The following is a 12,589-nucleotide window of genomic DNA, read 5'->3' as shown; positions in this document are numbered from 1 at the left end:
GAGAGGAACCGGGCCCACCACCTACCACGACACCCCGGTTATCCGCCCGTCGACGGGGGCACCCGGTGTGCCGGGCGAGCCCTCGTGGGGTCGCCGTATCCAGCCGAATCCACAAGGAGGCGTTGGAGATGGGACATGGAGGGAACGTCATCAACGAGCTGATGACGGACCATCGGGAAGTGGAGGAGCTCTTCGGCCGGATCGAGGCACTGCCGCCCGGTGACAAGAACCGCAAGGTGTACGCCGATCAGGCCGTCATGGAGCTCGTGCGTCACTCGGTGGCCGAGGAGGCCTACCTCTACCCGGCCGTACGGCAGTTCCTGCCCGACGGGGACGCGGTGGCCGACAAGGAGCTCGAGGACCACGCCAAGGCCGAACAGATCATGAAGGATCTGGAGCGCCACGAGGCGGACGACCCGGAGTTCGACCGGCTCATCGGGATGCTCATGACCGAGATCCGGTCCCATGTGGCCGACGAGGAGGGGAACCTCTTCCCGAGGCTGGGCGGAACGGCTTCCGCCGAAGCCCTCGACGAACTGGGCGACAAGGTCCGGCGGGCGAAGCGGACGGCGCCGACCCGCCCGCACCCCTCCGCCCCGGACAAGCCGCCGGCCAACAAGCTGCTCTCGCCGGGCGCCGGCCTGGTGGACCGTATCCGTGACGCGCTCACGGGGCGTGGAGAAAAGGACTGACCGAGGCGGTTCACCGGCGGGTCGGCGGGCGGATCACCGGAGGGTCGGCGGGCGGTTCACCGGCGGGCCGGTCGGCGCGGGAGTGGATCTCGTACCGGCTGAGCGCCTGCCGCAGCTGGTTCAGCTCGGGGTCGGGAAGGGCGTCACCCTGCGCGAATCTCAGGATGTGCTCGGCGACGACCCGCAGCTTGGTGTTGGTGTGCTGGGAGACGTCGCGCAGGACGCGCCATGCCTCCTCCGGCGCGATCCGTCCCAGCACGACCACGGCGCCCATGGCCTGGTCGATGGTGGCATGGGAGGTCACCGCCTGCCGCAGCTGCGCGTTCTCCTCGTGCAGCCGCTCGTTCTCCGTCGCCAGGTCGGCGGGGGAGAGCAGGTGCGCGGGCAGGCGCGGAGGGTGCCGCTTGGATATCGCGTGGAACGCCATGGTGTGCCCCTGGATGAACGAGTGGCCGCAGTTCCAGCTTCCCGCAGGTCGGCGTCGTGGACGACCCGGATGCGCGGTGTCCCCGTCGGCCGCGCCGGTGCCTAGGCGCTGCGCGGCCGACGGGCCGTCCTCTTCTCCGCGGTCTTCTTCTGTGCGGTGTCCTTCCGCGCGGAGGTCTGCGCCCCGGCCTTCGCCGCGGTCTTCTTCGTGGCCGTCTTCTTCGCCGCGGTCTTCTCGGCGGGCTCCTTCTTCGCCGCCCTGCCGGCGGCCTTCTTCTCCGGCAGCTCGTGGACCTCGGCCTCCGTCTCCTCGCCGCGGGAGGCCTTCGCCTGGGCCACGGACGCCTGGAGCGCGGTCATCAGATCCAGCACCTTGCCGGGCCCCGCCTCCGGCTCCGGCATCTCGGGCGGCGCCTGCCCCTCACGCCGGGCCTCGATCACCTGCTCGAGCGCTTCGGTGTAGTGGTCGACGAAGTCGGGGCCCTCGAGGTCCTCACGGGTCATACGGTCGATCAGGTGTTCCGCCTCGGTGATCTCGTCGTCGGAGAGCCGGACCTGCTGCGGAGCCAGCTCCCCCGGGTCGCGGATCTCGTCGGGCCACCGCATCGCGTGCAGCACGATCGCCTCGTCCCGCACCCTCAGCAGCCCGAGCCTCTCCCGGCCGTGCCAGGCGAACTTCGCCACCGCGACCTTCGACGTCCGCTCCAGCGCCTTGCGCAGCAGCGCGTACGGCTTCGCGGCGACCGTGCCGGACGCCTGCAGGTAGTAGCCCTCGCCGATGCGCAGCGGGTCGATCGACCCGGCCGGCACGAACGCGGCGATCTCGATGGCCTTCGCCGTGGGCAACGGCAGCTCACGCAGCTCCTCGTCGAGCACGGGCACGACCCGCTCCCGGGACAGCTCGTAGCCCTTGCCGATCTCCTCGGGCGGGACCTCACGGTCCTCCAGCTCGCAGTACTTGCGCACCCGGACCCGGCCCATGTCCTCCAAGTGGTACTGGTGGAAGCGCACGCTGTGGTCCTCGGTCGCGGGCACCACGTTGACCGGAATCGTGACCAGGCCGAAGCTGATCGCTCCAGACCAGATGCTCCGGGGCATCGCAGACCTCCGTGACATGCCCCGAGGGCACCAGCGTACGAAGGGGGCGGGCGCGTGGCACGGTGAAGCGGTCCGCAGGACTGACGACCTCCGCGACCGGCGAGCACCCGGTGAACCCTGACGGAACTCTCGGTGTCCGCCCCTGTCGCAGGGCCGTTCGGGCGTACGGTGCTGCCTAGCACGAGTGATCGCGCCCGCACCCGGGCGCGTCGGTACGTTCGCACGTCGTCCGGGGAGGCGCGGAGCAAAAAGTTGGTTCCAAGGCGGCTTCCGTCCGTCCACCGCGTGGGACGGCAAGCAGGGCGACTACGCCAAGTGCGACACCGCGCACACCAACGTCGGCGGCGCCTCGGTCATCGACTACAGCCCGCACCACTCGCCGTTCGAGTACTACAAGTCGACGTCGAACCCTCACCACCTGCCGCCGAAGAGCGTCGACGAGATCGGTCACAACGGCCAGGCGAACCACAACTACGACCTGACCGACTTCGACGCCGCTCTGAAGGCCGGCAAGCTGCCCGCGGTCAGCTTCCTCAAGGCCGCCGAGTACCAGGACGGCCACGCCGGCTACTCCGACCCGATCGACGAGCAGCACTTCCTGGTGAACGAGATCAACGCCATCCAGAAGTCGCCGCAGTGGAAGTCCACGGCGATCGTCATCGCCTACGACGACTCCGACGGCTGGTACGACCACGCCTACGCCAAGCCGCGCAACGGCTCCACGGACACCTCGACCGGCTCCAACGGCAAGGCCACCGACAGCCCGGCCTGCCAGGCGGGCCCGGCCGCGTCCGGCGGCTACCAGGACCGCTGCGGCCCCGGCACCCGTCAGCCGCTGCTCGTGGTCTCCCCGTACAGCAAGGTCAACAAGGTCGACCACACGCAGACCGACCAGTCCTCGATCATCCGCTTCATCGAGGACAACTGGCACACCGGCCGGATCGGTGACCACTCCTTCGACGCCACCGCCGGCTCCATGGCGGGCATGTTCGACTTCCGGCACCCCAACAACAAGCAGGTGCTGCTGAACACGGACGGCTCGGTGCAGTCGGTCGGCCTGATCCACCCGGTGAAGGCCGTCGCCACCAGCATCACCCCCGGCCCGGCGATGCAGAACACGGCCGTCAGCACCGACGCCTCGTCGTTCCCCGCCCTCCCGGTGGGCATCGCGGCGGGCGCCCTCGTCGCGGCCGGCGCGACCGGCACCTTCCTCACCCTGCGCCGCAGGGAGCGCGCGGGCGCCTGATCCGGCACACACGCACACATGAACGGTGGCCCCGGCGATCCCGGGGCCACCGCCCGTTTCCACCGGTCACGGTGGCCGAGTACCTCCACCAGCCGCTCATGGAGCCCCGCCGGTGCCACGAGGAAGCCGGCAGGGCCGGGTGAACCGTGCGTGGCGCGCGCTTACCCTGGACGCCGGCCCGGACCGACCGGGCCTGCGGCGAACGCGTCCAGACAGGCAGGTCGACGATGACGGACCCCTCCGACAGCAGACCCGGGGGACGGCAGTTCCAGGTGGAGCCGCACGGCCTCGAGGTGATCGGCGACGCCGAGCGCAAGGGCACTCCGCGGACGCTGTTCTGGCCCTGGTTCGGGGCCAACGTCTCCGTCCTGGGACTCAGTTACGGCGCCTTCGCGCTCGGCTTCGGGATCTCCTTCTGGCAGGCGCTGGCAGCCGGGGCGATCGGGATCGTCTTCTCCTTCCTGCTCTGCGGTTTCATAGCGGTCGCGGGCAAGCGCGGCTCGGCCCCGACGATGGTGCTCAGCCGCGCCGCGTACGGTGTGCGCGGCAACCGGCTGCCGTCGGTGGTCTCCTGGCTGCTCACCGTCGGCTGGGAGACCGTCCTGACCGCACTCGCCACCCTGGCCACCGCCACCGTCTTCGGACGGCTCGGCTGGGGCGGCGGCACCGGGACCAAGGTGGCGGCGCTCGTCCTGGTCGGCGCGCTGACCGTCGTCGGCGGCGTCATGGGCTTCGACCTGATCATGCGCCTGCAGACCGTGATCACCGTGGTCACGGGCGTGCTCACCGTCGTCTACATCGCCCTGGTCGCCGACCACATCCACTGGCACACGGTCGGTGCCCATCCGGCGGGCTCCACCCAGGAGTTCATCGGCGCCCTGGTCTTCATGATGACCGGCTTCGGGCTCGGCTGGGTCAACGCGGCCGCGGACTACTCCCGTTATCTGCCACGCACCTCCTCCGGCCGCGGCGTGATCGGCTGGACCGCCTTCGGCGCCTCGGTCGCCCCCCTGCTCCTGCTGGTCTTCGGGCTGCTGCTGGCGGGCTCGTCCGACATCCTCAGCAAGGCCGTCGCCGCCGACCCGATCGGCGCGCTGACCACGATCCTGCCGACCTGGTTCCTGGTCCCGTTCGCGGTGGTCGCGGTGCTCGGCCTGGTGGGCGGCGCGGTGCTGGACATCTACTCGTCGGGCCTGGCGCTGCTCTCCGCCGGGCTGCGGATTCCCCGCCCCCTGGCCGCGCTGGTCGACGGCGTCCTGATGATCGCGGGCTCGGTCTACATCGTCTTCTTCGCCGGTGACTTCCTCGGCCCGTTCATGGGCTTCCTGACGACGCTCGGCGTCCCCATCGCGGCCTGGTGCGGCATCATGCTCGCCGACCTGGCCCTGCGCCGCCGCGACTACGACGAGGAGGACCTCTACCGCCCGAACGGCCGCTACGGCGACGTCCCGCTCACCCCCCTGCTGCTGACCCTCGCCGCCACGGCGATCGGCTGGGGCCTGGTGACGAACACCGCCGCGAGCTGGCTGGACTGGCAGGGCTATCTCCTCGGCCCCCTGGGCCTCGGCGGCACGTCGGGCGCCTGGGCGTACGCCAACCTCGGCGTTCTCGCGGCCCTCGCGGTGGGCCTCCTCGGCACCCTCGTCCTCGGCCGCGGGCGGGTGCACCGGCAGGAGCAGGAGGCCAGGGGCCGGACGACGAACGAAGGAGCACCGATCGCATGACCGCCGCCGGCCTGCTCGCCGTGATCGACATGCAGCGCGTCTTCGCCGATCCCGCGAGCCCCTGGGCCGCCCCCCGTTTCCGGGAGGCGGCGGACGGCGTACGGCGCCTGCTGCCCGCCTTCGGGGAACGCGTCACCTTCACCCGTTTCCTGGCACCCCGGACACCCGAGGGCACCTGGCGGGCGTACTACGAGCAGTGGCCCTTCGCCCTGCAACCGCCGCACGCCCCGCTGTGGCGGCTGACCGACGACTTCGCCGCCGTGGCGCGGCACGTGGTGGACGCGACCACGTTCGGCAAGTGGACGCCCGAACTGGCCGGGCGTGTCGGACCCGAAGGCCGTCTGGTGCTGGCCGGTGTCAGCACCGACTGCTGCGTGTTGTCCACGGCTCTTGCCGCCGCGGACGCGGGAGTCGAGGTGCTGGTGGCCGCCGACGCCTGCGCGGGCGCCGACGACACCGCCCACGACCGGGCGCTGAGCGTGATGGACCTCTACCGCCCGCTGATCCGGGTGGTCACCACCGGGGAACTGCTCGCGGAGCGGCGGGCCTGACGGGCGTCCCGCACGTCGGCCGCCCCGGGCCCACGCGTCAGCCGTGCGCCTGCGTGCCCCTGGCCGGGCCGACACCTGACCCGTGCGGCATGCATGGCCCGGCGCGGGATGGGTACGTGGGCGGGAGTGCGCCCGGAGCCACTGGTTCCGGGGCGTCCCGCCCGCACCTACCTGGGGATTTGCCATGGACACTCCGGACAAGAACCACCACCCGACCGCGGCCCAGGCGGCACTGGACACCCTTGCGGTGGATGCCGGGGACGCGGAGGCGCTGGACACGCTGGCCGGGAGCGATGTGCTCGTCCCCGTGCCGGACGACGCCAGCGAGGAGGACGCCAACAACCCGAACACCGTCGCGCTGCCCGTCCTGGAGCAGCCGGACGGCGAACAGACCGTGCCGGTGTTCACGTCGGAGACGGAGATGGCGGACCTGCTGCCGTTCGTCTCCCGCTACCGCCTGGTGCCGCTCGGCGCGCTCGCGTCCCAGTGGCCCACCGGCGACCTCACTCTGACCATCGACGCGGCCTCCCCGCACGGCCTGACCCTCAATTCGGACGGGGTGCGCCACCTGCTGGCCAGGCCGTAGGGCTCACGCGCACGGCGGCGTCGGGGGTGGCGGCCCGCGACGCCCTGGAGCACCGCACCGGCTGTGCCGAGGCGGGCCGGGCCACGCGGTCCACAATGACCGCATGAGATGGATCTCCGGCGTCGCCGGCGCCCTGGTCCTGGTGGCCGTGCTCTCCAGCATCGTGCGCACTCTCGTGGTGCCCCGCGGGCTGTACTCGATCCTCGTGTACCGGCTGTGGTGGGCACTGCGGCGGCTGCTGCGGCTGGCCGCGCCGAGCGGCCGCTACGAGGACATCGACCGGGCACAGGCCTGGCTCGCCCCGCTGATCCTGATCGGCATGCTCGCCATCTGGCTCGGTGGGGCGCTCGTGGGTTACGGCCTGCTGCTGTACTCCGTGTCCCCGCTGAGCTGGAGCAATGCGTTCCGTGAGGCGGGCTCCAGCCTGTTCACGCTCGGCTTCGCCAGCGGTACGCGGCTGCGGCTGTCCGCGTTGGACTTCGTCGCGGCGGCCACCGGGCCCGTGGTCATCGCCCTGCAGATCGCCTACCTGCCCACCCTGTACGCCGCCTACAACCGCCGTGAACTCGAGGTCACCCTGTTGCAGTCCCGGGCCGGCGAGCCCGCCTGGGGCCCGGAGATCCTGGCCCGTCAGTGGCTCGTCGAGACCGAGACCGCGCTGCCCGAGCTGTACCGTGCGTGGGAGCGGCTGGCCGCCGACATCGGCGAGAGCCACTCCACCTACCCGGTGCTGATCTCGTTCCGCTCGCCGCGCCCATACCGGAACTGGCTGGTCGGGATGCTCGCCGTCATGGACGCGGCGGCGATGCAGCTCTCCCTGGCGCCGCGCGCCGCGCCGCCGGAGTCCCGGCTGGTGCTCCGGGCCGGGTTCACCGCCCTGCGCGACATCGCCCGCTCGCTGCGCTTCCCGTTCGAGGCCGACCCGGCACCCGACGCCCCCATCCACCTCACCTTCACGGAGTTCGACACGGCCGTGGCGATGCTGGAGGCGACCGGCTTCATGGCGGAGCGGACGGCGCAGGAGGCCTGGCCGCACTACCAGGGCTGGCGGGTCAACTACGAGGCGATCGCATACGAACTGTGCCGCCGCTGCGACGCCGTACCCGCGCTGTGGAGCGGTCCCCGCGACTTCGACTCCCCCCAGATCCCGCCGCGCCGCCCGGTGGACCGACGGCCCGCGACGGGGTGAGCGCGGCCGGCCCAGGGCCTGGCGGGCCGACCTGATCCGAAAGGCAGGCGCTAGGCGTCCCTGCCGGAGACGTCGGCCGCGTCGTCAGCGGCCGTCTGCCCGGCCTCCTGGTCAGCGGCCGTCAGCTCCACCTCCTCGTCGGTGACCGTCTGCCCGCCCTCGTCGTCCGGCCGGACCCCGCTTCGTGACGGCTGCTGCTCCTCGAGTTGCTGCTGCTCCTCCTCGAGATGCCTGCGTACCTCTTCCGGCTTGTCTCCGACCTGTTCCATGACGTCCCTCCGGTTGTCCTGGCCCATGTCGTGCGCGCCGCGGCGCCTGCACCACCAGGTTCACACGGAGCGGCCACGCATGCGATCGCGCGCGGGGCCGGGCGTGCGCCAGGCCGACAACCCCGTGCCGCGGGGTCAGGCGGGTCGGCCGGGCCAGGACGTCAGCGTGCGGGCGAGGGCCTCGCGTTGCAGCGGCAGCACCTCGGCGTGCAACGCGCGACCCTTCTCGGTCAGGGCGACCCAGACGCCGCGCCGGTCCTCCTCGCACACCGAGCGCCGCACCAGGCCGTCCTTCTCCAGCCGCCCGATCAGCCGGGACAGCGCGCTCTGGCTCAGATGGACGCGCCCGGCGATGTTCTGCACCCGGCACTGGTCGCCGTGGTCGGGCGTCTCCGTGGCGAGGATGTCGAGGACCTCGAAGTCGCTGGCGCCGAGGCCGTGGGGGTGGAGCACACGGTCGATCTCGCACATCGTGCGCGCGTGCACCGACAGGATGTCCCGCCACTGTTCCTCGAGCCGGGAGCCGGCCGTCTTCACTGCCATACCCGCACGGTAACAGAAAAGCCCCCGTTTGTTTACCTTGCAACTAGTGTGTGTGCAAGCACTTCACGCAGGGCGAAACCCCTACGCGGCCGGGTCCTGGAGGAGGCCCACGAGGTTGCCGTCCGCGTCCTTCACCGAGGCGATCAGCCTGCCGCCGCCGACGTCCTGGAGGTCCTGCAGCACCTCGGCCCCGGCGTCCACCAGCGCCCCGAGCCGGGCCTCGATGTCGGACACGTGCCAGAAGGGCACCGGCCCGGTCAGGCCCTTGGCGTGCCCGTTCGGGTCCAGCCCGACGTCCTGCCCGGCGACCCGGAACCCCACGTAGTAGGACTCGTCCACGTACGGCTCCGTCTCCAGCAGGGCGCTGAACATCGACTTGGCCGCGGCCAGGTCCTTGACGGGATAGATGATGGTCTGCAGGCCCGTGGTCATCGTGTGCTCCTTGGCGGTGGGTGGGCCGACGTCGTTCGCCGGTGCTCTCACGCTACGGAGGGGGAGTGGCGCACGGCTTCTCCGAAACTGACCGGTCGCACGAGAGCGCCGGCGGCTCGGTGGCCGAGCGGCGCGCCCGTGCGGCCGTGAGGTCACGTCGACTCGCGTTTCACCAGTTCCGTCGGCAGGATCACCGCCGCCGGGTCCTCGCCGCCGATCTGCGCCAGCAGGACGCGGACCATCTCGTTGCTGATCCGGTCCCAGGGCTGACGGATGGTGGTGAGGGCGGGGCTCACCGCCGTGGCCGCGGGGGAGTCGTCGAAGCCGCCCACCGCCACGTCGTCGGGGACCCGGCGGCCCGCCCGCCTGAGTGCGGTCAGCACGCCCTGGGCCATCAGGTCGGAGGCGACGAACACCGCGTCCATGTCCGGTGCCTGAGCCAGCAGCCGTTTTGCGCCCGCCTCGCCGCCGGCCCGGCTGTAGTCACCGGGGACGACGAGCTTCTCGTCGATCTCCAGGCCGGCCTCGCCCAGGACCTCCTTGTAGCCGGCGAGACGCTCCACGCCGCCCGGCGTGTCGAGGGGGCCCGTGACCACGCCGATCCGCCGCCGGCCCACGGACAGCAGATGGCGCACCATCTCGCGGGCGCCGTCCCGGTCGTCCGCAGCCACATAGCTCACCTTGGCGCCCAGCCCGATGGGTTTGCCGCACGCGACCAGCGGTACGCCCGCCTCGCGCAGCTCCTCGGCGACCGGGTCACCGGAGTGGCTGGAGACCAGCAGCACGCCGTCGACGTGGCCCGCGGCTCCGACGGCGCCATGTTCTTCCAGTGGCGGCAGTCACGGCGCGGCGCCGAGAAGTTCCACTCGGCGATGCTTCCCCACGGCGGCACGGACACCCGGGTGTGGCGCGAGGTCGTCGAACTCGGCGCGTCCCTCGACTCGTTGAGCCCGATCCGCGGCACCCGCACGCAGGCCGACGTGGCCGTCCTGTGGGACTGGCACTCCTGGTGGGCGCAGAACCTCCAGTGGCGCCCCAGCGAGGACCACGACCCGCGCGAACGCGCCGACGCCTTCTACGAGGCCCTCTACGACCGCCACCTCACCGTCGACTTCGCCCACCCGGAAGCCGACTTGTCGAGATATCCCTTTGTCGTCGTGCCCGCGCTGTACCTGATGACCGAGGCTGCCGGGAAGAACCTCGAGGAGTACGTCGAGAACGGCGGCACGCTCGTCGTCTCCTACTTCTCCGGGATCGTCGACGAGCACGACGCCGTCCACGAGGGCCCCTACCCGGGCGCCCTGCGCGACGTCCTCGGACTGGCCGTGGAGGAGTTCTCGCCGCTGCTCAAGGGCGAGCGGGTCCGCATCACCGGGCCCGACGGCTCCGAGCTGAGCGGCGACGTGTGGACCGAGTTCGTGGTCCCGCGCGGCGCCGAAACCGTGTGGACCTACGCCGACGGCCTCACCGCCGGCCACCCCGCGATCACCCGCCACCGCCACGGCGAGGGTTCCGCCTGGTACGTCTCGACCCGGCTCGATGTGCACGGCCTGGACGCGCTGCTGGGCTGGGCCGCCGACGACGCCGGGATCGCGCCGCGCGCGGAACTGCCGCGCGACGTCGAAGTGGTGCGTCGCACGGGGGAGTCGGGCAAACAAGGGGCCGTTCGGCCTTCTCAGTTCGGCCCGATCGGGCCTCGGCCCCGCACCGTCCGCCACGGCAGAGTGGGACTGGAGGGCGGTACGGAAGGGACGAGATGCTGAAGAGACCCGCCGGCGACAGGCGGCTGCGGATCCTGGAGTGGCTGAAGGACCCGGGCGCCCACTTCCCGCCCCAGCGGCACACCGACCTCGTCGAGAACGGCGTGACCGCGGCCGCCGTGGCCTCGAAACTCGGCGTACCCCGCTGCGTCGCCGAGTCCGACCTGCGCCTCCTCGCCGCCATCGGCCTCCTGCGTACGAGGAGAATGCGCGGCCGCACCCACTACCGCCGAGACGAGGTACGGATCGCCGAGGCGGCGCGGATGTTCGAGAAAGGCTGGTGAGTCACCGAACGTCCGACATCCGGTCTGCGGTCAGCCCCCGGAGGCGGCGGCCCTGGGCAGTGCCCCGGCTGCATGTGGCCCGTCCGAACGGGCCGCCCGCGATGAACGCGGTGCGCAGCGAGGCCCTCCGCCCTCGTGGTCTCCGTCGACGTGCTTTAGTTACGCGCCGGGATCGCCGGACGAACCTCCGGCGCCCCGCCGGGTAACCGTTCGGATCTTCGGGTGACTGCAATGGATGCCTTCGAATCGATCAATTCCGCCGTGAACCATGGCTTGGTAGCAGAACTCACCGTGTACGGGGAGGAACAGTCTGACTTGGTTTCGGCTGCGCTCGGTTGGCTCACAGATGGTGTGACGGAAGCTGCCATACATGACGAGTTGAATCACCTTGCGCCGAGCCCACCTGTCTTGGGCACTGGCTACTCCCAAGTGAATCAAAGCGTGCAGAACCCGACTCCGGGCCGTACATGGGGATTCATCTCGGTCTCCCCTCAAGGGTCACTCGACGTTCTGTACAATCCGTACAGTCCGGAAGCGGCTTCCTGGCTGAGGAGCCGCATCGAGGAGTCACCTGAATTCGCCGCAGTTGAAATCGGGCGATTTTCGGCAGGCGGCGAGATCGGAAACCCTGTCCTTCGGCTTTCTGTCTCGTTTGACGACGAACTTCCTGACTACGTGAAACTTTCCTACCATGTCGACGAAGCGATGTTGAGTGGCGCTGCCACCGCGCGGGCCGAACACAAGCGCCTCCGGTCTGCGGTGACTTGGGCGTGCATGCGACACGATGTCGTGTTCGGGCATTTTTCGTATGACCGCTCCGGAGGGGTGACGGAACTCGAGCGCTATGTGCGAGGGCCGGCGCGGGTACCGTCACGGAACACGCCGCAGTGGCGTGAAAGCCTCAGGGGGTACTCCTGGCTGATGGTGGTTTCGGGTGAAATCGCCGAGCTTCTGGGGGGCTTGGAAGCTCTCCAGAACTCTGAGGCCTTCGACTCGGTCGTCCCTCTCCCGAACGGCTCCCTGCTGCTCCAGGCCACACCCTTCTTCCAGCAGTATCGGGGTGAATCTGTCAGGGCGGTACGCGACGCAGTCCGTGATGTACTGATTGAAGGTGAGCTCCGCGGTCCGTCCCCGGCGCCAGGACAACCGCCGACGCACATGGTGGTCTTCGGGTGACTGCGCACTTGGCCGGTGAGTGCCTGCCTCGGACGGCCAGGTAGCGCGTGCGCGGCGGTTACGACCGGGTGCCGGAGCGCTCCGGCAAGTGGGCGGTCAGCACCTGGCCGAGCGCCAGCACACTCAGGCCGAACATCAGGACGCCCAGAGGCACATGGAGCGACGGCACGTGCGCGATGCCCAGCACCACCTGCACCGACGCGAGTACCAGGAACCCGGACGCGTACAGGATCGGGCGGGGCGTGCCGCCGCCCGGCCGCCACGCCAGGATCGCGGCGAGCACGTACAGCATCGATGCGCCGTACATCACGCGTGCTCCGACGCTGTGCAATACCTCGCCGTGGGACGAGGACAACAGCACTCCGGCGGTGACCGCCTGGAAGAAGATGGCCAAGGTCTGCAGGGCGACCGAGACCTGGAGGAACGTGAGGCTGCGCTGCTCTGCGGTCGTCTGTGTGGCCATGGCGCGGTCCCCTCTTCTGCCTTGCGGCGGTGGGTCGGTAGTGTCTCGGTGGTTCGACGACGTAGGCCCGTGAAATGTGAGGCGAGCGCCGGCCTCACACTCCGGTGCGGTGTTTCGTCGAAGGGGGAGAGGCGAAGCGGACGAAGAGAA

General features: G+C 70.7%; 13 protein-coding genes and 3 pseudogenes. 9 read left to right on the top strand and 7 right to left on the bottom strand.

All coding sequences use genetic code 11. The annotated features are described in order from the left end of the window. Nucleotides 1-128 precede the first annotated feature (128 nt). The gene (locus ACIRC0_RS01450) at nt 129-692 is read left to right on the top strand and encodes a hemerythrin domain-containing protein (RefSeq protein ID WP_403609715.1); all 564 of its coding nucleotides are present in this window, start codon (nt 129-131) and stop codon (nt 690-692) included. A gap of 10 nt (nt 693-702) precedes the next feature. Here the strand turns inward: ACIRC0_RS01450 and ACIRC0_RS01445 are convergent, their stop codons facing one another. Then, nucleotides 703-1,119 (bottom strand): ANTAR domain-containing protein, encoded by a 417-nt coding sequence (locus tag ACIRC0_RS01445; protein ID WP_403609712.1) that lies wholly within the window; start codon nt 1,117-1,119, stop codon nt 703-705. Between the two features lie 101 nt (nt 1,120-1,220). Continuing rightward, the gene (locus ACIRC0_RS01440) at nt 1,221-2,216 is read right to left on the bottom strand and encodes a Ku protein (protein ID WP_403609710.1); all 996 of its coding nucleotides are present in this window, start codon (nt 2,214-2,216) and stop codon (nt 1,221-1,223) included. A gap of 253 nt (nt 2,217-2,469) precedes the next feature. Here ACIRC0_RS01440 and ACIRC0_RS01435 point away from each other — a divergent pair. The 5 genes and pseudogenes from ACIRC0_RS01435 to ACIRC0_RS01415 form a co-directional block, all read left to right on the top strand. Continuing rightward, nucleotides 2,470-3,462, top strand: a pseudogene (locus ACIRC0_RS01435) (phospholipase C); the annotation flags it as partial. Nucleotides 3,463-3,689: 227 nt separating this feature from the next. Next, the gene (locus ACIRC0_RS01430) at nt 3,690-5,186 is read left to right on the top strand and encodes a purine-cytosine permease family protein (RefSeq protein WP_403609708.1); all 1,497 of its coding nucleotides are present in this window, start codon (nt 3,690-3,692) and stop codon (nt 5,184-5,186) included. Then, nucleotides 5,183-5,737: a cysteine hydrolase family protein gene (locus tag ACIRC0_RS01425; protein ID WP_403609706.1), complete on the top strand. Its 555-nt coding sequence runs from the start codon at nt 5,183-5,185 to the stop codon at nt 5,735-5,737. The genes ACIRC0_RS01430 and ACIRC0_RS01425 overlap by 4 nt, the downstream gene beginning before the upstream one ends. A 184-nt stretch (nt 5,738-5,921) precedes the next feature. Then, on the top strand, nt 5,922-6,323 hold the full coding sequence (locus tag ACIRC0_RS01420) for an SseB family protein (RefSeq protein WP_103844916.1): 402 nt from the start codon (nt 5,922-5,924) through the stop codon (nt 6,321-6,323). Nucleotides 6,324-6,426: 103 nt separating this feature from the next. Continuing rightward, a complete protein-coding gene (locus ACIRC0_RS01415) occupies nt 6,427-7,512 on the top strand; it encodes a hypothetical protein (RefSeq protein WP_403609703.1) in 1,086 nt (361 codons plus the stop codon). Between the two features lie 50 nt (nt 7,513-7,562). Here the strand turns inward: ACIRC0_RS01415 and ACIRC0_RS01410 are convergent, their stop codons facing one another. The 4 genes and pseudogenes from ACIRC0_RS01410 to ACIRC0_RS01395 all read right to left on the bottom strand — a co-directional run. After that, nucleotides 7,563-7,781 carry a hypothetical protein gene (locus tag ACIRC0_RS01410; RefSeq protein WP_403609700.1) on the bottom strand — a complete coding sequence of 73 codons (219 nt, stop codon included), beginning with the start codon at nt 7,779-7,781 and terminating at the stop codon, nt 7,563-7,565. Nucleotides 7,782-7,916: 135 nt separating this feature from the next. Further along, nucleotides 7,917-8,324 (bottom strand): MarR family winged helix-turn-helix transcriptional regulator, encoded by a 408-nt coding sequence (locus ACIRC0_RS01405; RefSeq protein ID WP_403609698.1) that lies wholly within the window; start codon nt 8,322-8,324, stop codon nt 7,917-7,919. A gap of 81 nt (nt 8,325-8,405) precedes the next feature. Then, a complete protein-coding gene (locus tag ACIRC0_RS01400) occupies nt 8,406-8,756 on the bottom strand; it encodes a VOC family protein (protein WP_263233774.1) in 351 nt (116 codons plus the stop codon). A gap of 152 nt (nt 8,757-8,908) precedes the next feature. Continuing rightward, a pseudogene (locus tag ACIRC0_RS01395) lies at nt 8,909-9,559 on the bottom strand (LacI family DNA-binding transcriptional regulator); the annotation flags it as partial. Here ACIRC0_RS01395 and ACIRC0_RS01390 point away from each other — a divergent pair. The 3 genes and pseudogenes from ACIRC0_RS01390 to ACIRC0_RS01380 all read left to right on the top strand — a co-directional run. Next, a pseudogene (locus ACIRC0_RS01390) lies at nt 9,551-10,408 on the top strand (beta-galactosidase); the annotation flags it as partial. The pseudogenes ACIRC0_RS01395 and ACIRC0_RS01390 overlap by 9 nt on opposite strands. A 104-nt stretch (nt 10,409-10,512) precedes the next feature. Beyond that, nucleotides 10,513-10,800: an ArsR family transcriptional regulator gene (locus tag ACIRC0_RS01385; protein ID WP_403609695.1), complete on the top strand. Its 288-nt coding sequence runs from the start codon at nt 10,513-10,515 to the stop codon at nt 10,798-10,800. A 222-nt stretch (nt 10,801-11,022) separates the two neighbouring features. Beyond that, nucleotides 11,023-11,976, top strand: a complete 954-nt coding sequence (locus ACIRC0_RS01380; RefSeq protein WP_403609693.1) for a hypothetical protein — start codon at nt 11,023-11,025, stop codon at nt 11,974-11,976. Nucleotides 11,977-12,034: 58 nt separating this feature from the next. On the opposite strand, the gene ACIRC0_RS01375 is transcribed toward ACIRC0_RS01380, so the two are convergent. Continuing rightward, nucleotides 12,035-12,439, bottom strand: coding sequence for a hypothetical protein (locus ACIRC0_RS01375; RefSeq protein ID WP_403609691.1), 405 nt, complete (start codon nt 12,437-12,439; stop codon nt 12,035-12,037). Between the last annotated feature and the right edge of the window lie 150 nt (nt 12,440-12,589).

This window comes from Streptomyces sp. NPDC093984, assembly GCF_044764595.1.
Taxonomy (GTDB): Bacteria; Actinomycetota; Actinomycetes; order Streptomycetales; family Streptomycetaceae; genus Streptomyces; species Streptomyces cynarae.
This window is presented reverse-complemented; position numbering and strand designations above follow the sequence as displayed.